This window comes from Pontibacter sp. BAB1700, assembly GCF_000277005.1.
GTDB lineage: Bacteria > Bacteroidota > Bacteroidia > Cytophagales > Hymenobacteraceae > Pontibacter > Pontibacter lucknowensis.
This window is the reverse complement of sequence record NZ_AKIS01000077.1, coordinates 1-18,813: the sequence shown is the minus strand read 5'-3', so window position 1 is coordinate 18,813 and position 18,813 is coordinate 1. Positions and strand designations below refer to the sequence as shown.

Genomic DNA, 18,813 nt, shown 5'->3' with positions numbered 1-18,813 from the left:
AATAGGTTGACTTGTCCGGTGCTCACGGAGCTGGCCTCCGCACCCGGACAGCCCTCGATGGTGACACTGGCTGCTGTGTTGTCGCCGTTGCCGGCGGGCTGGTCTGCCTCCAGGCGCCAGGTATAGCCCATGGAGGGCACCCAGAGCACCAGGCTGTCGCCGGCGGCCAGGCGGAACTGCTCCACCGAGGCCAATTCCCCGTTGGCGTACTTGCGGAAGAGACCCGGATCGGTCATGTCACCAGTGCCCGTGTTGCGCAGCACGAAGCGGACCATGCCCGTCTCGGCGTTGCAGCGTCCGGTGATGGTAACCGTTGGCGTCGGCTCGGCCGGTTTATTGTTGGAGGGCGTGATCCAGGCGCGGGTGCAGACCGTGAGGCCCCGCACCGACTCGTCGCCGCAGGTGACCAGGTCCTCGATGGTGATAGTGCCTGACTGGCCGGCCGCCAGGTCGCCCACGGAGAACTCGTAGGAGCCGTCTGGCAGCAGGGTGTAGGGCTTGTCGGCAGACAACAACTCGACTTCCCTGGGCAGCTGCAGGTATACCTTTGCGTCGGGGGCGGTGGCGAAGCCGGCGTTTTCGTAGCGTACGGTGGTGGTGCTCTCGAAGCAGCGGCGACGGCGGGTGGAGGAGACGCTGACGGAGAGGTAGGGGGAGAGGGTGACGCGGTTACCGAAGTCTATGGCATCGACGATTTCGCCTGCTTTGGTGATAGTTACGTTTTTAAGTTGCCCAGGCTGAGGACAGGTAGCGCTTATTTGTCTGCCAATTTGTTCTGGCAGGATAGTCTGAAGCGAATAATCGCCCGGATCAACTTTAAGTTGATAGCTTCCATCAGGTCCCGTTACCGCATAAACCGGGCCTGGCATGGCCTGCACTACGATACCAGAAAGCGTCTGATCAGACGTATCCAGGGTACAATTGCTGTTTGCGTCATGATACACAAATCCTCTAATAATGCTTTGAGGTTCCTGGTAAGTAGAAGATTGATAAATAGAAAAAGTGTTGGCATAACGACCTCCCAAAATCAGCCGGGAACCGCTTCTGTTAGCCGAAACATAATCCAAGCTTCTTTTCTCTTGATGCAGAAGCTCCCCTTTAGAATTATAAATTTCGAAAAGTCCTGAAATGTTCGAGGCTACGTATATGTTGCCTTTGCCATCCAGTGCAAGATCACTGTCCACATCCCATGATATATAGCTAGAACTGTACTTACCAAACTCACGGATGAATTTACCGTTGGCATCAAATTGCTGAATGCGTGTTCCCTTGTAATCGAGTACATGAATAATTCCAAGCAGGTCGACAGCGACAGCCTGGGGCACCCAAAGTTGGCCTGGACCTGGACCCCTACTGGCAATTTTTGTGATGAATTTCCCCTGGGGGCTTATTTTGCGGACTACTCCGCTGTAATAGTCCGTCACATACATATTCCCTGCAGCGTCATGTGCAAGGTCAGTAAAATAGTTTTCCGAATTTGCATCGCCAAAATCAGTGAAGCGCTGCTGAAATTGTCCTTTGCTGTTAAACTTGAAGATGGCATTGCCAGCGTTCCCGTGTTTGTAACTATTGAGGACGTAGATATTTCCAAAGATGTCAACGGAAATGGCACTGGGAGCTGACATGCTCCAACCCGACTCTGCGTATCCAAATTCCATGACAACCTCACCCTCATGATCGAACTTAGTTACCTTACCGGAAGAGTTTATAATGTAAATGTTGTCATCTTCATCCAGTGTAATTTCCTTTGGTGACCATTTCCTTCCCCACGAGTCGAGGTATTGCCCTTTTTTGTCATAAAGAAATATTTGACTGTTGCCGATTTGATGGCTTTGATCAACTATCAGGATATTGCCTTCGTGGTTAACGGCTATCAAATGACTTGATCCCATTAAGCGTCCGGGTCCTGAATCCAGAATAGATTTAGTTTCATAGTTTCCGTTCGCGTCAAATACAAGGAAGCCTTTGTAACCATAACCATTTATTCGATTGTCAAACACATACACTTGCCCCGTTTTTTTGTCTACGTCAAGCTGAACCGGACCATTCAGCCTGGTGCCGGCATCCTCGCTGTGACCAAATACAAGTAACTGCTCACCCTGGGGAGAGTACTTGATGATTCTTTTATTTGGAACGTCAAGCGCGAATAAATTGTCGTGTGCATCCAGGCTAATGCTGCCGGTGACAAGCGTTATTTCCTGCAGGAAATTCCCCTCCTTGTCAAACTTTTGAATTCGTCCATTTCCGCTATCAGCTACAAAAATTTCTTCCTTGGAATTTACTTTAATATTATTTGGATAGCTGAATTGACCCGGACTTTCCCCCTCCGTTCCGATCTCAAAAAGCAGCTCCCCCTCTTTGTTGTATTTAGAAAGTTTTGAGACGGAATAGCTGAGTGCATATAGATTGCCTTTTGCGTCGAAAGCTATTCTATAGCTATTATAACCCCTGAAATCTATGTCGCATAAGGGATCCTTATGAATAACCTTGCCTTCAGGGGTAAACTTTTGCAACTTTTGATGAGGTAGGTAAATGTTTCCCTCGGAGTCTACCGCGATGTCGTTTTCTAAGCCTACAGTTACCCCTACTTTTTGATAAAGCTCAAAGTGGGCTATTTGGGCATTAGTTTGGATGCATGCGAAGAAAAAAAAGGTTAGCAGCAGTAAAGTTGTTCTCATATGCTGAAAAAGAGTAGGTGATACTGGGGTAAATATAACTATTAAAGCATAGATATCTAGCTATTAATGCATAAGTCTGTTATGCTTTTTCCGCTAGTTGCCTTACATTATACCTATGCCATTACGCAGGCCGCCTTACCGCGTAGATCAGCTCATCCTGATACTCCCCATTCTTGTAGAAAGTCTTCTCCAGCTTCGCCTCCAGCACAAAACCAGCTTTCTCGAGTGCCCGCTGCGAGGCGATGTTATACCCGAAAGGGCGGGCGAAAATGCGGTTGATGTCCCAATTGGCAAAGCCATAGTCCACCATCTGGCGTATAGCTTCGTTACGATGCCTTTGCCCCAGTGGGACTCTGCCAGCCAGTAGCCCATCTCCGCGTTTTTCCGGTAAATGTCCTGCTGCGGGTGTATGCCTATACCTCCGGCAGCCTCGCCTTCCACCTCTATCGCGAGGATATGCGGTGGGTTTCCCTTTGTCGCCATCTCCAGAAATGCCTGTCCTTTTTCACGGGTATAGGGATGCGGGAAAATGTCCGCCATGTTTCGGGCGATGTTGAAGTTGTCAGCATACTTCACCAGACTGTCCAGGTCCTCCATGGTCCAGGGGCGTAGTTTGAAGTTGATCATGTGGCTGATGCAGGTATAGCTTTTATATGACGCTGTCAGTTCAGGTGCTGCTTAAAGAAGTCAACAGTACGCTGCCAGGCGAGTTCGGCAGCTGCCTTGTCGTAGCGGGGCGTGGTGTCGTTGTGGAAGCCGTGGTTGGTGCCCGGGTAAAAGTGTGCGGTGTATTCCTTATCGTGTTTCTTCAAAGCCTCTTCGTAAGCCGGCCAGCCTTCGTTTACGCGGGTATCGTGCTCAGCGTAGTGCAGCAGGAGGGGAGCCTGTAATTGTGGCACATCCTCGACCGGCGCCTGCCCTCCGTAAAACGGAACTGCTGCTGCCAGGTCAGGTATACGCACGGCCATCATGTTCGAGATCCAGCCGCCGAAGCAGAAGCCTACCACACCAACTTTGCCGTTGCAGTTTTTGTGGTTCTTGAGGTAGTCGTGTGCTGCTATAAAGTCCTCGAGCATTTCGTTGCGGTCGCGCTGGCTTTGCAGCGTGCGGCCTTCATCATCCGTGCCGGGGTAGCCTCCGAGGGGCGTGAGCGCATCAGGAGCAAGTGAGATGAATCCAGCCAGTGCAGCTCTTCGGGCCACATCCTCTATATGCGGATTCAGTCCCCGGTTTTCATGTACGACTACTACACCCCCGAGCCGGCTCTTCGCATCAGCCGGCATCGACAACAGCGCCCTTATTGGTCCTCCACCTTTAGGCGACTGATAGGTAATGTACTCCGATATAATGCGCGGATCGTCAGCTGCCAGTTGAACTTTGTTCTTGTAATCCGGCATCAGAAAACTGGCGAGTGAAGCCACCGTAAGGCCTCCTACCGCATAGATCGAGAGCTTCTGCATGAAATCCCGCCGGTTGATGCGGTCGTGGGCATAGTCATCGTACAGTTCAAACACTTCTTGTTTGATGTCTTCTTTTTTGATCTCGTCCATAGGGGTTGGCTTTTTTGTGGTTTAGATTGGTTTAGTTCTCAGAAGCAGCCTTGCTATACCTGAAGAGTTATTGCAAAGCGTCAAAGCATCCATTAAGGTAATGAAAATGAGTGTGTAATGGGCCGCCTAAGATCCAGAATAATTTGACTTTGATAAAGAGGGTAACGGGCTTGCACATTCTGCGTGCGAGGCAATTGACCGTAGCAGGAAATATTTACGGGTTAGCTACTGCAATTCTCCTTTTTCACCCACTCCAGCATTTCAGGATATAGCTCAGGCACCTTCTTTTTGCCATCATACTTCCGGAACAGCTCCAACAGGTGCTTGTTGAAAGCACTGAATTTTACGAAACCCCTGTTTTTCTCCATGAAGTTTATTGGCTGAAGCATTACCTTTTCATAGTCGCTTTCTCCAAACCTGTCATAAACAAAAAGACCAAAAACAGCCCACGTCATATACTCATTGAACGTTTCGTAGGGGCTTTTATAGCTGCCTTTTGTGTTCCACTTACCTAAATCTGCCATTGCTTCATTTATAGCATCAACATAGTTGTCAGATACAGGGTTAACGTAGTTGTGGTCCATTTCAGTGAACGCCCTTCTCAAAGTTAGAGCATCTGCTATACCTTGGCTCACTGAATCTTTGCTTACCAAAGAAGGGGCAGACATGAAGATAATATTCTCTTTGAAGCCGTTGTTTTCAAAAAGGCGGATACTGTGTGAGGCACCTGCCAGGGGGCTCATGATAATTCGATAGGAGTCCACCTTGTCGGGGAATTGGCCTTGCAGCCAGTCCCAGGCTTCTTTCACCTGGGCTCTTTCATGCTCGAGCGACTCCAACCTATCATAAAAGGGCTTTTCATTTTGATAGAAGGAAAGAAAACTGCTTGCAATGGCAAAGTTTTGAATTAACGGCAATAGCTTTTTGAACTGGTCCCTTGCCCTAAATCCAGCATATGTGCTGGATTTAACTATCTTTTGCCCGTCAAATACATAAGCTGCACTGTTTTCCCTAAAGTTGAGATAAGTGCCTGTAGATAGTTTAGCATTCAATTCCTTAATGGCTGGGTGGTTCCTGTAAGGTGCAAAGTATACTAGAACACGTTTGTAGTACTCCGTATCCTTATTTACCCAGTTGCGCTGTGCGTTGTCTGTGAGTGCCACCATCACATTGGCAAGCTCATACACTTGGGGAATTACCACATTTACCTTCCCCTTGTTTCCAGCTTTATAGTCCTCGTCATAAGTGCCAGGGTTGAACTGCTTGTAAATGTCCAGCACTGTAGTATCTCCTTCACTGATCCAGTATATGAATTCCTGCTCCACGCCGTTATCTGTGATGAAGATGGTATCACTGTCGGAGTAAAATTTAGAATCTTTCCAGCCACCCCAGTAAGTGAAATCAAAATGGAGCGTGTCATCTTTAATATTTTTCTTTTCCAGCGTCCGTACTAAAGCTTCCTGATAATTAACTCCTAATGTTTCGGTTTCTAAATAAGTTTTGAGAGGTGCTTGGTTGTATATTCTAGAGCTGCATGAAGTTGAAAATACAGCAAGTATTAGTATAAGTTTATTCAATCTTTTGAATTTTATAATAGTTAACGGTCTCGCATTTGGCTTGTGGCGATTTAAAGGTATTATACTGTCTGCTCGAGAAGTACTGAACTGAGAGCCGATGACTTTATTTTAAGCACTTTCCCCGCCATAAGCTAAATGCCGTGTTGGCACATGTGCTTTTCATTTTTCTACATTCATTTTTTGTCGTTCTTCTTCCGCTTTGTCCCATAATTCTTGGTTGTCCGATTCCGCCATCGCTTTTTTAACTGCTTTAACATATTCCGGGTGATTTCGGTACCTGAATTCTAACCAGGCCTCTTTTGGAAGGAGTAACATAATAAGTCCAAGTCCACCGTAAACAGCGATGCGCTTAAATATTTTTGTGTAGTAGTCCGATTTTGACTTAGAGTACTTCACTGCTCCAACTATTAAGGCAATCACGAGCCCAAACAGTCCAACACCTAAATTTATGGTTGCACCAGGCCAATCCTGGAATTTGAAAAGTAGTCCAATGAGTGTTATTGAAAGAGCAAGCCCTGTCAGTACAGCGCCTATAATTCGCATAGTGCTAATACCTTTATAGGAGTTTTTCTTGAAAATGTAGCGTAGGCGTACGCCGTTGAAAAGTGCAAAACTCAAGTACATGTAAAGTACCGAAATTGCTGATAAGGATATTACTGTCAAAATGCTACTGCCTGGAACGAATAGTAAATTGAGTATTAGAGCTACCACAGCAATTGCTCCAAGTACTATTTCTGTTTTTTTCATTTTTATCAAATGTGTATGTATGCCAACGTGTTTGTGCTATAATGTGTGCGAGGCATAGCCGAAGCATAAATTATGAACTGTGTTGTGTGCTGTAGTTCTTAATCTAGTTCTCTATAGTATACTTCTTGTTCGACAAACTCCTTAAGGCTCGGCAGGTTATTTCCTAATGGTGCATGATTGTTTTTAAACCAAGTGTGCAACTGGCTAATCTTCTTATTCTCAGGTTCAAGTTTCATCATGTGCTGCACCAGAAAGTAAGCATCGTCAGTAATGTCATGCTCGTACCGTAGCTTAGCCAACAGAAACATAGCCGCCACATTCGAAGGGTCCATATTCAAGCTTGCTCTCAATAACATGTCATACACATTATCAAGGGCATTATACTTTTGCTCTAGAAATGTTGCCAGCGCCAAATTTGAATAGGTATTATCATAGTCAATAACGAATTCACCAAGATACCCCAAATACGGTTCGTACCCAGGCCCTTCGTTCATGTACACCGATACATCAATCTTAAACATCTCTGGGTAGATTTTCTCTGCTTCACTAAACTTCTTATCAAGCATGAGGTTAGTGAAAGCAATAACTGAATCCTTTTTAGTATTTAGGACATCTGGAGAGGCATATACTTTGAAGTTAAAATCTGCTTTTTGGATTTGCTGTGCGTTGGTACAGCTGCAAAGAATGCTCAGTAGTAAAAGGAGGGTAAGCTTTGTTCTCATTTAAATTTAGTCTTTGATTTCTATTGCACTCAACGGTTCTGCTATGTTGCGTTTATGCACTATAGGTCTTGTTGGCAGTCGTACTTTTAATTATTTCACTTATTACTCTGAATCTCTTTAGCTTATCTAGTTTAATATTTCTATCCAACATCAAATACTGAGATTCTTTATAGTCATGATAAAGAGAAACAGAGAATCTGGCACCACTTTCTGTTTCTCCAATCAGATTGTTCAATGAATTTTCATCTTGATACACAACATATTCCGTGCTCTTGCCGCTAACAAACCCAGCGTTGCTAATACTTTCGTTGTCAAGCCACTGAAGTAGATATTGAAATAGGTGAAAATCAGTCTGCTTAGGCAATTTAACTACTAAAGCGTAATCAGATTTAATGTATGTGATGTTGGATAAAGCTGATTCTTTCAATGATGCGACACCATTGGCGATGGATTGCTTCACTTTCTCTTCTTCTGTACTGAATGTTAAAATGTACTTGTCAGCACTCTGGAAATATACCTTTTTCTTTCTCTTGGCTTTGTACTCAATATCATCATCTCTTTCATTCCAAGCCTTCATGTCTTCACTTGACCGCCATTTGACAAGACTTTTCAATACATCCAAAGGAAACTCGAAGAGAAAATATTTAGGGTTTCTAGCTATCACATAAATCAGCACCAAGAACAATCCGAGGAATAATATGCTGAATATGATTTCTAAAGTTTGTATTTCCATTTGTTATTGTATACCTGCCAACGTTTTGTGTAACAGAGGTACTGCGACAGCAGGCCTTACTGATACACCTTGTTAGCATTGGCTTTTTTTATTCTTTCAATTAGTGCCTTTTCATTCCGCTTGTTTCTACCCATAGAGGTCACAGAGCTTTTTTTGTCGGGATCGCAGATGCTGTTTATCAGAACTCTGCCATCTTCGAATAGAGCGGTTACATGTTCTCCCCAGCTTCCTGAAAATATGCTCGGATGTGTCTTGGCTACAATAAAGTTGTCACCTTTTGTGTGAAGAGTCCAGTTCTGCTCTCTACCTGTTTCTGCTACAATGGCTATCAATTCGTCTCTTGTCAATTCAGACTCGACAGAGACGAACCTAAGTCTTCTGCTTTGTAGCCATAGCACTGCAATACCCAGTGTAGATGGAACTGTCATGAACAACAGAATTGGAGTGGGAATAGGACCGCAATCTCCACGCAGCGCACACCCCATGTTAAAATACAGAAAAGGTAAGGAAATGCAGATTAATAGGATAGCTAGCCAATAATGGGATATACTGTCCCACAGGCTCAGCTGGAGTTTTTCTGTTCTTATTGATTTTACTACCTGTTCGGAATTCATACTTAAGCTTAATGCTAACGTGTTCGTGTAGCAGAGGCGAAGCGTTAGCAAGCCTTGCTGCTACACCTTGTTGTGGTGTCGTAATTTTCAATCTTCCCAGTTCTTGATATTGTTCAGATTTACTTCAAACTCTATCCTCTTACCTTCTGCAAGGTACTCTTTCTCAAAGATGATTTTTTCATCCTCAAACTTTAGTGGTTTTATAAACCCTCCATCTGCTTTGGAAATTCGAGCAAGTTTTCTGGTATTTAAATCAATAATAGTTAAGGCAGTTATAGGTCCACTTTTATAGTCTGTTGTTAACCATTCTTGAAGTGCCAAGAACTTGGAGGCAGAATCCCACTTAAACTCAAAACCGAAAATGCGGTTTGGAATCAACACTCCATCCAGAGCTATTTTATAATAACAAGGTCCAAATCTGATTTCACCTTCAAAAATGAAATCGAAGCCGTGATTCTTTGCTGGTGATTTGTAAGCTCCTTTTGTTATGTTTTCCATTGATTCTTATGCACCACAACGGTACTCGTACAGGTAACGGGTGAGGCATCAGCCGAACATGATTCCTGTGCTTTGTTACCCGAAGTTATTCTTCCTTTTTAGTACTCTTCAATTATCACTCTGTCCCCACCTTCTTTCAGATGCTTGTCTAATCTGTATTCTGAAAGCAAATGAAAAGAAACCACATTTAAGGCTAGGCCACCTAACAATCCAAAAAGAGCAAAGTAGTTCTTACTCCTTCTGTTTCTTATCATTGATACAAGTACAATAATCATGTGTATTAAAGAGAAAGTAGCAAAACAGAATATTGTAGCTATATCACCCCCTGATTTATTCCAAAAGATTAGGATGAAGAACCAAAAGTAAGTTAAGCTAATAATCAGGTTGATGAATACTTTTGATTTCATACTTCTAATTAAGGGTAACGGCCGCGTACATAAAGCGAGCAAGGCGTAGCCACAGCTTGGTTGATGTGCAGGGTTAGCAATAGGGATTTTCTATTTATGCATTATTTAACCAACTGTGGGAGTTCTTAACCTTCATCAAATCATGTCCCACATTGCTATAAAAATCTAAGTTACCTGGGTCGTCAAACCATTTAGTGATAACTTGGATTACCATAGCTTTAATTTCTTCTTCAGTTCCGCATTCACTTAGCTTGGTTAGAATTTCAGAAACTTCTGCGTCATACTCTTCAGGTCCACACCAGTCAATCAGTCCCATTGGTCAATAGAATTAACAACTTGCCTTACTTGAAGAAAAGCTTCTTTGTATTCTTCTTTAAGTGCTTTATTCATATCGACCATTCATACTTTTCTTTACTGCTAACGTGCTTGGCTATGGTGCGTTTATGCACTATAGATTTTGTTGTATGATGCTTTTCTATTTAATATTTAGGCAGAAGTACATTTCATTCAGGTCATACTTTGCCAGCTCTCTTGGAACATTACTTTTAAAATTAGCTTTGTCTTTTGACCAATCATAGTCTTTAGGTACAGCCAATGCAAACCTGCCGATTAACTGATAAATCATTTCGTAGTTAACATCTTTATCAAGTTCAATACCATCGAGTAGCTTCAGGTAATTATCATTACCACTTTCCAGTATTAAGCAATCCCCCCACATTGGGCAATAGACTTTGTCATCTACTTTAAAATAAATTGTGATAGCACCGATTTTCTTATCTTTTTCGGTGAGGTCATTAATCCCATTTTTAATATCCTTTGGTTTCCAGCAAATTTCTTCTGGACGCAATTCTGAGAAATATGCCTTCTTCAAAAGCTTTGAGTCAATGAAACTATAATCATTCATAAATTTAAGTGGCATACAACGTTACTCGTGTAGCAGAGAGGCAGCGTTAGCAAGCCTTACTGCTACACTGTGTTGAGTGATGTTTTATTTCACTGAAGTTAAAGTAAAAATCAAAGCAAGCCCTACCGAAAGAAAGAATATGGGTATCATAAAGATTACCCACATCGGGATAGACCTTCTTATGTGAAATTTAGCTTCTAAAGCTTTTCTTACTTTTGAGTTAGCATATCTTTTAATGTTAAGAAATGCAAACCCTCCAATTATGACTCCATAGGTAGAGTAGAATATAGTCTTATGCATACTTTCAGATGAGAACAATCCACCCGTTGCAAAATTAAAAGCGATACCCAATGAAAATATTATGCAGATTTGAGTGACTATCAAAAAGTAGATACCCATCGCTACAGGTATGTAGTTCTTCTTACTATAGAACCTATGTACTTTAAAAAAAACGTAATCGAAAAAGGCAATCATTATTTATCTTGGTTCTATAATTAGAAATGACACTCAACCTTTAGATTAGCCCGATATTATTTTTCCAATACCCGCAGCACCCTTTTACCAGGTATAGGAGTAGAGCTTTTATACCTTCAGAGCAGCCAGTGCACTACCCGCTAACAAGGCGAAACAGGTCCTAACAACCGATTCAGACTAGTTGCTCTTTTTTAAACCCGCAGGCAGGGGTCATATAGATTTTCGGGACACTAGAGGGCCCATTATAAAGGTTTCGATCCGCAGCTTGCATAATTCAGTCAAAAGATATGGAAAAGACTATGCTTACGCAACAGGCTCCAACCTTTATTTTAGGTATCGATGTCTCCAAAGACAGCCTGGATGTGTGCCTGATCAAAACATGTGATGGCAAGTTGCACCACCACAAGCTCAACAACAACCCCTCGGGCTTCAGGAGAATGAAGGCCTGGCTCAAGCAGCACGGCTGCGAGGCAGGAGCAGACACGCTCTGCTGTCTGGAGCACACGGGCCTCTACACCCGGCAGGTGGTGCACTACCTGATGGCAAGAGACGTGCGGGTGTGGATGGAGAGCGCCCTGCAAATCAAAAGAAGCATCGGCATGGTCAGGGGGAAGGATGACAAAGTAGACGCCCATAGAATTGCCCGCTACGCTCTTGTTCACCAGCAGCAGGCCCGCTGCGTGAATCTGTCAGGGGTGACGCTGGAGCGCTTGAAGGATCTGCAGGCAAACAGAAGTAGACTGCTAAAGGCGCTGCAGTCAATCAAAGTAACTATCAAAGAGCTTATTGCTGTTGACCCTGTTTCTGGAAAAACGCTTGAGCAGGTCAACAAGAAAGCCATCCGGGGGCTGGAGAAAAGCATGGAGCAGGTGGAGGAGAAGATGCAGGAGTTCATCGCCAAAGACGAAGAGCTGAAGCGGAAGTACGACCTGCTCACCGGCATCAAGGGCGTGGGCAAGGTGCTGGCCATTTCGCTGCTGGTTTATACCCAGGGCTTCACCAAAATGGACGACGGGCGGAAGCTGGCCTGCTACTGCGGGGTGGCCCCGTTTGAATACCGCAGCGGCACGAGTGTGATGGGCAGAACAGGCGTGTCCAAATTTGCCAACAAAGAGCTCAAGCATATTCTCCATATGGCAGCCATGAACAGCGTCAGGTTCAACGAGGAGTTCAGGCTCTACTTCGAGCGAAAGGTTGGGGAAGGCAAAAGCAAGATGAGTGTTCTGAATGCGGTGAGAAACAAGCTCCTCCACCAGATCGTGGCCGTGGTGAAACGGGGTACGCCCTATGAACTGAAATTGAAGAATATTTAGAGCAAAACCCTTGTTTTACTCATAGATTTCGGTTAGTACAACCTATGTGCGAGGCGTAGCCAAGCATAAAAGCTGTGCCTTGTTATGCATGGTTATTCTTAATTACATCTTCTCTTCTTTCAAAGAATTCCCGTATAGCTGCTTCCAACTCAGTTAAGTCGCTCTCGTTTGTTCTGAACCTTACTTCGTAAACTGTTGCACCTTTATAGAGAATCATTTTGTCATAGCTGAACTGGAAAAGCATATCGGCCTGCCACCAAATTTCTCTTTGGGTTTTCTCCTTGTCCTCTCTGATGATTTCCACTTTGTCCAGATGCTTCAGGTCATGCTCTTCTTTGAAGAAGAATGGCCTTAGGAAGTAGAACTTAGCTATCCCGTTATCCAAGTGTACCACGCAATCATAGTAGCTAACCCACACATGCAGTATAAGCCCTGAAAGGATACCCAAACCAATCGCTAATAGAGTGTTTTCTAAAAAGTACCCAAGTAGTAGAGATAGAACAACTACTTTGAGAATCAGAGAATAAGTATTAGCTGGTATACCTGTTTTTACCATTCTATAACTTTTATCCTGCATAACGTCTTGTATAAACGACGAGGAGGCTATCGGCCGCTTTGGCGTTTATACCTTGTTGTAGTGCGTTGTTTTTAAAGTATGTTGCTCGTATACTTTCCTATACCTTTCAAATTAGCAACCCCGTCTTCTATTTCCGCAAGAGATTTTAACTCCTTGCAAAAGTTATCTATAGCGTTTGGCTCTACAATCAATTCCATGGAGAGTTTGTCTTTTTCTTCTTTTCTATATTCAGTTGCTACATTCTCTTCCATCGTTATAAGCACGCCACATTTTCCTGTTGGACCAATTTTATAAAAGTCCATTTTAAAGTAAGCATAGCTATCCTTTTCTCCACATGAATGAGATACTCTATCTTTATTGAAAGGGAATCCATCAAGTTCATTTGCAAACTTGAGCAATGAATTAGATACTTCGTAAACTTCTGTTATTCCCGAATATCGCCCATTGTTTGCAGATGCACGCAACTCAATCAAGTGCTCGTCTTTCCAGATAACTTCAAGTGTTAATTTGATTTCATTCATTTATTTACAATGCACTACAACGGTACTCGTGCAGCCGAAGCCCAAAGCGAAGCAAGGGTTATGGCTGAACTTTGTTGTATGTTGTTTTTCTAAACTCAGTATCAGAGATGTCAAAAGTTTTTCTGTTTACTACCATGTTTCTTACTATTTTTAGTGTCCCATACTTCTCATCCAAAATGTTCAAGGCGGAAGCCTTATCTGCTTCAGGAAACTAATCCCAAAGTACAGTTCAACTATCTCATCTTTTTCGAACGGTATTAATCCAGTTTGGTCAATCTTAATTCTCCTTATCTCATTCTCATAAGACCAAACTCTTGATTTTGCAAACAACCACTTATAAATAGAAAGTACTTCATGGTTGAGTTGATTTATTGGGGTTATTGAATCGAAGTATCCTACAGACTTCTGGATGTAGTTTTGGAAATTTTTAAATTTAAACCCAATGCAAACGCCCTTATGTTTATCAGCATAATGACTCCACATTAATTGATTATTGTAGTGCTTTGAAAAACAAGAGATACCGATTTTGCCTTTTAATTCTTCAAATGTCTTTGATAATGATAATGACAGATTAGAAAGAAGCTCATTATTTTGTTCATCTGTTAAAACAGAATTCTTACCTCCTTCAGATGAAAGAAACTTGAAGAAAAAATCCGCACCAATTTTTTCTAGGTGCTTTTCATTATCTATAGTGAAATCTAAAAATTCATTTGTAGAATCAAATGGGTCATTGAATTTATCTGAAGTAGAATAGTAGAGGCTACCATTCTCGATGATTTTATAAAATGTATCATAAGACACATATTTATATATTATTTCATCATAAGACCTTATCCCCCAGCCTTCCAACTCCTTCAACTCTATTTCAGATATATCTCTGATTTCAGGTTTTAAGCTCTTCATTTTCATGATATAAATAACGGTCTCGTACATGCTGTGGCGAGGCGTAAGCCGAAGCTTTAGCATGTGCCTTGTTATCTTAAATTGTTTTTCAGTTCAGCTTATTTTCTTGGATGCAGTTTAAGGTCCAGGTTTAGCTTTTGAATCTCTTCGTAAAACTCTGTAGAATCAAGCGGAACAGGTTGGGTTCCTTGCCTTTTGTCTATAATCCAGAATTTTATTTCTTTATTAATCCTGTCTTGGATGTTTCTTGCAAGTATACATTCTGAATTGAAAGCGTAGTGAGTCACTTCTTCAGGAACCACAGTCTGACCACCACTTCTCTTTTCATTCCTACTTAGTAAGATTTGAGATTCTCTTCCGTCGCCCATATAGTAATAGTTACTACCCAGCTCTTCTATATTATCTGTGTGGTCATACAGGCATGATTGTAAAGATAGAGCTACAGCGACTAAAAGGATTTTCTTCATCTTGATTTATGACTGCAATTAAAGATAACGGATTTGTGCAGCATAAGCCCGAAGCATAGCAAGGGTTAAGGCTGCACTGGGTTGGGTTAAGTAGTTTTAAAAAATCTTAAACCAGAATATCAATGTAATTAGTATTATAGCCCAGGTAATTAAAGTGACAGCTGCAAATGCTTCTTTCTTTTGTGTCGTGCACATATCGAATCTCTCTAAAATCCTTTTCCACCTTCTCTTGCGCACGATTAAGCCATAGTTGATGATTATTGCCACTAACCAAACTGAAAATATGAGATATTTCAGCCTTTCATTTGGGCTATGGATGATGTTTGCGGGCAACATGATGTAACTTAAAGAGATAACATAGGGCAACGCAATAAGATTGACAGACCAATATGTTCCGTCTTCCAACTGTTCGTCGGCTATTTTTGGCAAAAAGGATTGTGCTGCCTTCATCACCGTGAAAACTAAATAGTCATAAAGAAACATAATTTTATTTTTAAGCTAATATTAAACCCAACGGATTGGTGCAGCCGAAGCCCGAAGCGTAGCGAGGGTTAAGGCTGAACTGGGTTGGGCAGTGTTATTTTATCCAATGTAGAGACTTCTACATTTATAAGAAACTGCTAATTGGTTATGTATTTGTATCAATCAGTATCTTGAGTGGCAAATATTCTACATCTCTATGACCTTTGATAATTATTGTGTCATTCTTGACTTCAATCTTTTTATACATTTCTAAGAAAAATTCACTCCCGAGTCTAGCTTTATCAATAAATTTGCTAAAGATCACGGTTCCATCTTTCTCTAAAGTGAAGTTAGCGTTCATAAAAGCTTGGTCGAAGTTAACCCATAATGCAGCCTTTAAAAATTCTCCATGAACAACCACATCAGCTTCTAGCATTCTGTAATCAGGATTCAACCCATTCTCTAAACCCTTTTTGTAAGCATATTCACATGCTTCATAAAGATCCAGATTCTTTACTTGTAGTGAGGTTGCGCGTAAGCCTGATAGGCTAGCTGCCAAACATGCCTAGCTCGTTCCCCTTCCTCCAACTTGTTAAAATATTGAATATCAATAACACCATAATAATGAAAATGGCCATATGCGGCACGGCCTTCGCCCTTAGGCCATACAGGAAACAATTCATATGTTCTTTCTGTACTGAAATCCAGATTTAAGAATTCTATCTTCTTCCCAGCGTAAATTTCACTTAACAGTCTATTGAGAAAATTTGCTAAGGGAAAGAAGCTGTTATTTAAATCTACTAGACTTTCTCTTCCATCCTTAAAGAAGAAAAGTGTACGCCCAATTGTTGTTTTCATGAGGCTATAGCTTTAACTGCTATAATATTTGAAGACTAACTGCAGTTGAAAATCCTCTACGTTTTATACCCTGTTTATTATGCCCAACGGCTTTGCTATGGTGCGTTTATGCACTATAGGTTTTGTTAGCTGTCGCTTTTTTTAATGTCAATTCTATACTTTAATATTTCTCGGCCTGTATCACAATTCAATTGAACTGATTTATTATCAATCTTGACCATTTCCCAAAGGACAGAAGGAACATTCTTTTCAATTATGCTTAATTCTAAAGTTTCAGAATTGATGAATAGCAGGTTTGTATTAGGAGTATCAATTGAATTCCATTGTTGCAGAAACAAGCCTTCCCCATACTGAAAGAACCAGTCGCCATATACCTTGTCGCTTAGGCCATAAATAAACGGTTCACTTTTTAGTAAGAAGTAAGCAGGTCCAAAGCGTACTTCTCCATTATACTTTTGATATAGTTTAAGCCCATTAACTTCTTTCCAGACTGTCCATTGCTCTGCTGCAGACCCACCAGCAAATAGAACTTTCATTTGCTCTTTCTCTTCCTTTGTCATTGTTAATCTTTGGAAGAATGACAATAGGCCTGCAAACAGCATGATAATGAGTCCACCTATCACAATGATTGGATAGATAGCTAAATTAGCTATTGTTAGCAGTGGATTTAAGAATCTATTGCCTTTTGTGCGCTTTTTGATTGCGTTAATTTGCTTTATTTTGATTTGTCGCAGCATTCTTAATTAAAGTACCAGCTAACGGGCTGGGCTATGGTGCGTTCATGCACTATAGGTGTTGTTAGCGGTAGTGATGCTTTTCATCTTAGCTCCAATTCTTCTACTGTCCAAACCAAGTTTTGCTTAGTCAGCCTTGAGATAGCACTAAAATTGCCTTTCGTCCCAACAATACTGAATGAAAGATCAGCTTTGCCGCCTTGTCCACCTGTAGACAGATTACCAGCCACCAAAACGCCAAAGTATTTTATCTCCCCCGTCTGTGAAAGAATTTCCTGATTAGTCTGACAATATTGTTTTGCCGCTTCAAATGCGTCTGAACGTCTAAAAGTTAACACCATTAGGAGAACAAGCCCCATCCAAAACAAGATACATAAGGTCCAAAATTCTAAAACGTGTTTGATCAAAAAGTCAAATCCTAAAGTAAATTGTCCACCGTAAGAGTAGGTATTATCCCGGACAGTTTTCAGTTTTGGATAATATCCCCTTGTATTTCTATAATATAGAAGCCAGAGTATTACACCCGTAACTGTTAGAATAGGTGATACAATAATACCTACTGTTGAATATGGTTGTGCATTGAATGCCTCACCAAAGAATGACGCACACCATATTAAACAACCAGTTGTTACTAATGCTTTATGAATTATCGGTTTTGCCATTCTGTCTTTTCTTGAAGAGCAATACAAGTCCAATCACCATTACAAATGTTCCGCTGTATATGCCGAAAAACATGTCAGGCCATTTTTGCATATTGAATAGAAGCCCGACAAGAAATACTACTATTCCGACTATGATTAAGAGAAGGGGAAGTAGTTTATTCATTTTTTACCTGCCTGTTTAGATTTGCATGATTTCAATTTATTACCGCTAACTTGTAGCTAAACGGAAGTCTGTTCGGCTTATCTGCACTATGTGCGGAATACCATATCAATTGCTTCATAACTTAAAGTCTTCCATAGCGCTTTACTAATATAGGGCTTTTAAGGAAACTCTCCAACTGACTCACAATTTTTCCAGCGTGTCGATGGTTGTAAAGGTAAAAGTATATAAATCAATCGCTTAAGATGGGTTTTTAGGTTCTTTTCCGAGTGGATTAAGCAATTTCTAGTGTCAGGAAATAACCTCGATGATGCTCAGCCAATGTAGGGAAAGTCTATAAGCATATAGAAACGTAACTAAACGTTTCAAAAAACGGATGTGGCTGTTGCACAACTCTTACTCGCCCTCGGTTTTATTTAAAGTTAGGTTTTTAAAACTCCGCCTAATTCATCCAGCTGAAGAAGTGATGGTATAAACATTAAAAAGTTGCTAGAGAAAGACTGTTGCCGCTCCTCATCCAGCGCCATGACCATGCTTACCGACTTGGTTGGTTTGAACTTCATGTACTTCCTAAGGTTGAAGGCAACAGCGGCCAGGAGCATGACCTTATGCGCCCCTGATCTGCCCAGCACATTGATTCCTCGCAGGCCGTAGTGCTGCACCAGGCTTCCGAACACCGGCTCCACCGTGCTCTGTCGAAGCCTTCTCATCTGCTTGCCGCGCCTGCTGTTCTGCCTGGCGTATGCCCGTCGGTACTGCTCGTCATAGGCGGTGCGGGTGATCTTGCGGCACCTGGCCTTGGGGGCGCAGGTTGGCTTGTTCGGGCGACTGGCGGCAGTCCGCCGGGGCCGCCCAGTAGTTTCTCAGCAGCCTGCCGTCCGCAGTTCGGTCAAAGCCCATGAAGGGAAGCGGCTTGCCCATGGGGCAAGTGTACCGGTCAGCCTGCTTGTCATAGGGAAAGCCCTCTATCTCCGGTTTGTATTTGCCGAACACGGGGATCCAGCCCGTGATGCCCTGCTGCTCAAGCAGGTGGTAGTTGGAGCCGTTGGAGTAGCCGGCATCTGCCAGCAGCTCCTGCATGAGCAGCGCATTCTCCTTTAGCCTACCTTGCACCTGCATCACAAGAGAAGGCAGGTGCTGACTGTCCCGGCCGTCGGCGAAATCCGCCCGCACATGGGAGATCACCCCTTTGGCCGTATCGACAGCCATGCTGCAATGGTAGTTGAGCTTCCTGCTTTGCCGGGCTTGACGG

The 18,813-nt window shown here is 42.6% G+C and carries 20 protein-coding genes and 3 pseudogenes; 1 reads left to right on the top strand and 22 read right to left on the bottom strand.

Annotated features, from left to right (window positions below):
• The 12 genes and pseudogenes from O71_RS09585 to O71_RS09530 form a co-directional block, all read right to left on the bottom strand.
• Positions 1-1,892, bottom strand: a 1,892-nt coding sequence (locus O71_RS09585) for a 6-bladed beta-propeller (protein WP_237717789.1), incomplete at its 3' end; no start/stop codon positions are given.
• Between the two features lie 306 nt (positions 1,893-2,198).
• A pseudogene (locus O71_RS27220) lies at positions 2,199-2,678 on the bottom strand (NHL repeat-containing protein); the annotation flags it as partial.
• 121 nt (positions 2,679-2,799) lie between these two features.
• A pseudogene (locus O71_RS09580) lies at positions 2,800-3,275 on the bottom strand (GNAT family N-acetyltransferase).
• A gap of 65 nt (positions 3,276-3,340) precedes the next feature.
• Complete coding sequence (locus tag O71_RS09575; protein WP_007655943.1) at positions 3,341-4,228, bottom strand: dienelactone hydrolase family protein; 888 nt, start codon at positions 4,226-4,228, stop codon at positions 3,341-3,343.
• Positions 4,229-4,449: 221 nt separating this feature from the next.
• Positions 4,450-5,805 carry a DUF4932 domain-containing protein gene (locus O71_RS09570; protein WP_007655941.1) on the bottom strand — a complete coding sequence of 452 codons (1,356 nt, stop codon included), beginning with the start codon at positions 5,803-5,805 and terminating at the stop codon, positions 4,450-4,452.
• A gap of 159 nt (positions 5,806-5,964) precedes the next feature.
• Positions 5,965-6,552, bottom strand: coding sequence for a hypothetical protein (locus O71_RS09565; protein ID WP_007655940.1), 588 nt, complete (start codon positions 6,550-6,552; stop codon positions 5,965-5,967).
• 98 nt (positions 6,553-6,650) lie between these two features.
• Positions 6,651-7,274, bottom strand: a complete 624-nt coding sequence (locus O71_RS09560) for a hypothetical protein (RefSeq protein WP_007655939.1) — start codon at positions 7,272-7,274, stop codon at positions 6,651-6,653.
• A 52-nt stretch (positions 7,275-7,326) separates the two neighbouring features.
• Positions 7,327-8,007: a hypothetical protein gene (locus tag O71_RS09555; protein WP_007655938.1), complete on the bottom strand. Its 681-nt coding sequence runs from the start codon at positions 8,005-8,007 to the stop codon at positions 7,327-7,329.
• Positions 8,008-8,063: 56 nt separating this feature from the next.
• Positions 8,064-8,621 carry a hypothetical protein gene (locus O71_RS09550; RefSeq protein ID WP_007655937.1) on the bottom strand — a complete coding sequence of 186 codons (558 nt, stop codon included), beginning with the start codon at positions 8,619-8,621 and terminating at the stop codon, positions 8,064-8,066.
• 87 nt (positions 8,622-8,708) lie between these two features.
• Positions 8,709-9,119, bottom strand: coding sequence for a hypothetical protein (locus tag O71_RS09545; RefSeq protein ID WP_007655936.1), 411 nt, complete (start codon positions 9,117-9,119; stop codon positions 8,709-8,711).
• Between the two features lie 501 nt (positions 9,120-9,620).
• Positions 9,621-9,842: a DUF1871 family protein gene (locus tag O71_RS09535; protein WP_007655934.1), complete on the bottom strand. Its 222-nt coding sequence runs from the start codon at positions 9,840-9,842 to the stop codon at positions 9,621-9,623.
• Between the two features lie 159 nt (positions 9,843-10,001).
• Entirely contained in the window at positions 10,002-10,430 is a 429-nt protein-coding gene (locus O71_RS09530) for a hypothetical protein (RefSeq protein ID WP_040574085.1), read from the bottom strand.
• Positions 10,431-11,191: 761 nt separating this feature from the next.
• Here O71_RS09530 and O71_RS09520 point away from each other — a divergent pair.
• On the top strand, positions 11,192-12,217 hold the full coding sequence (locus O71_RS09520; protein ID WP_007655931.1) for an IS110 family transposase: 1,026 nt from the start codon (positions 11,192-11,194) through the stop codon (positions 12,215-12,217).
• A gap of 82 nt (positions 12,218-12,299) precedes the next feature.
• Here the strand turns inward: O71_RS09520 and O71_RS09515 are convergent, their stop codons facing one another.
• From O71_RS09515 to O71_RS23830, 10 genes and pseudogenes are all read right to left on the bottom strand, one after another.
• Positions 12,300-12,794: a hypothetical protein gene (locus tag O71_RS09515; protein ID WP_007655930.1), complete on the bottom strand. Its 495-nt coding sequence runs from the start codon at positions 12,792-12,794 to the stop codon at positions 12,300-12,302.
• Positions 12,795-12,865: 71 nt separating this feature from the next.
• Entirely contained in the window at positions 12,866-13,315 is a 450-nt protein-coding gene (locus O71_RS09510) for a hypothetical protein (RefSeq protein ID WP_007655928.1), read from the bottom strand.
• A 180-nt stretch (positions 13,316-13,495) separates the two neighbouring features.
• The gene (locus tag O71_RS09505; protein ID WP_192811666.1) at positions 13,496-14,224 is read right to left on the bottom strand and encodes a DUF2971 domain-containing protein; all 729 of its coding nucleotides are present in this window, start codon (positions 14,222-14,224) and stop codon (positions 13,496-13,498) included.
• A 92-nt stretch (positions 14,225-14,316) separates the two neighbouring features.
• On the bottom strand, positions 14,317-14,685 hold the full coding sequence (locus tag O71_RS09500; RefSeq protein ID WP_007655925.1) for a hypothetical protein: 369 nt from the start codon (positions 14,683-14,685) through the stop codon (positions 14,317-14,319).
• Positions 14,686-15,313: 628 nt separating this feature from the next.
• Entirely contained in the window at positions 15,314-15,706 is a 393-nt protein-coding gene (locus tag O71_RS09490; RefSeq protein ID WP_155800751.1) for a hypothetical protein, read from the bottom strand.
• On the bottom strand, positions 15,661-16,005 hold the full coding sequence (locus tag O71_RS09485; protein WP_007655922.1) for a hypothetical protein: 345 nt from the start codon (positions 16,003-16,005) through the stop codon (positions 15,661-15,663). Before O71_RS09485 ends, O71_RS09490 begins: the two co-directional genes overlap by 46 nt.
• 125 nt (positions 16,006-16,130) lie before the next feature.
• Entirely contained in the window at positions 16,131-16,742 is a 612-nt protein-coding gene (locus O71_RS09480; RefSeq protein ID WP_007655921.1) for a hypothetical protein, read from the bottom strand.
• A gap of 80 nt (positions 16,743-16,822) precedes the next feature.
• Positions 16,823-17,401, bottom strand: coding sequence for a cytochrome c oxidase assembly factor Coa1 family protein (locus tag O71_RS23225; protein WP_007655920.1), 579 nt, complete (start codon positions 17,399-17,401; stop codon positions 16,823-16,825).
• Positions 17,402-17,983: 582 nt separating this feature from the next.
• A complete protein-coding gene (locus O71_RS23835; protein WP_155800749.1) occupies positions 17,984-18,343 on the bottom strand; it encodes a transposase in 360 nt (119 codons plus the stop codon).
• Positions 18,324-18,813: pseudogene (locus O71_RS23830) on the bottom strand (IS1182 family transposase); the annotation flags it as partial. The gene O71_RS23835 and the pseudogene O71_RS23830, both read right to left, overlap by 20 nt.

What these genes read in the sequence shown, in the direction of transcription:
- O71_RS09575 (WP_007655943.1), bottom strand. Translation starts at nt 4,228, where the DNA reads ATGGACGAGATCAAAAAAGAAGACATCAAACAAGAAGTGTTTGAACTG.
- O71_RS09565 (WP_007655940.1), bottom strand. Translation starts at nt 6,552, where the DNA reads ATGAAAAAAACAGAAATAGTACTTGGAGCAATTGCTGTGGTAGCTCTA.
- O71_RS09560 (WP_007655939.1), bottom strand. Translation starts at nt 7,274, where the DNA reads ATGAGAACAAAGCTTACCCTCCTTTTACTACTGAGCATTCTTTGCAGC.
- O71_RS09555 (WP_007655938.1), bottom strand. Translation starts at nt 8,007, where the DNA reads ATGGAAATACAAACTTTAGAAATCATATTCAGCATATTATTCCTCGGA.
- O71_RS09550 (WP_007655937.1), bottom strand. Translation starts at nt 8,621, where the DNA reads ATGAATTCCGAACAGGTAGTAAAATCAATAAGAACAGAAAAACTCCAG.
- O71_RS09545 (WP_007655936.1), bottom strand. Translation starts at nt 9,119, where the DNA reads ATGGAAAACATAACAAAAGGAGCTTACAAATCACCAGCAAAGAATCAC.
- O71_RS09535 (WP_007655934.1), bottom strand. Translation starts at nt 9,842, where the DNA reads ATGGGACTGATTGACTGGTGTGGACCTGAAGAGTATGACGCAGAAGTT.
- O71_RS09530 (WP_040574085.1), bottom strand. Translation starts at nt 10,430, where the DNA reads ATGAATGATTATAGTTTCATTGACTCAAAGCTTTTGAAGAAGGCATAT.
- O71_RS09520 (WP_007655931.1), top strand. Translation starts at nt 11,192, where the DNA reads ATGGAAAAGACTATGCTTACGCAACAGGCTCCAACCTTTATTTTAGGT.
- O71_RS09515 (WP_007655930.1), bottom strand. Translation starts at nt 12,794, where the DNA reads ATGCAGGATAAAAGTTATAGAATGGTAAAAACAGGTATACCAGCTAAT.
- O71_RS09510 (WP_007655928.1), bottom strand. Translation starts at nt 13,315, where the DNA reads ATGAATGAAATCAAATTAACACTTGAAGTTATCTGGAAAGACGAGCAC.
- O71_RS09505 (WP_192811666.1), bottom strand. Translation starts at nt 14,224, where the DNA reads ATGAAAATGAAGAGCTTAAAACCTGAAATCAGAGATATATCTGAAATA.
- O71_RS09500 (WP_007655925.1), bottom strand. Translation starts at nt 14,685, where the DNA reads ATGAAGAAAATCCTTTTAGTCGCTGTAGCTCTATCTTTACAATCATGC.
- O71_RS09485 (WP_007655922.1), bottom strand. Translation starts at nt 16,005, where the DNA reads ATGAAAACAACAATTGGGCGTACACTTTTCTTCTTTAAGGATGGAAGA.
- O71_RS09480 (WP_007655921.1), bottom strand. Translation starts at nt 16,742, where the DNA reads ATGCTGCGACAAATCAAAATAAAGCAAATTAACGCAATCAAAAAGCGC.
- O71_RS23225 (WP_007655920.1), bottom strand. Translation starts at nt 17,401, where the DNA reads ATGGCAAAACCGATAATTCATAAAGCATTAGTAACAACTGGTTGTTTA.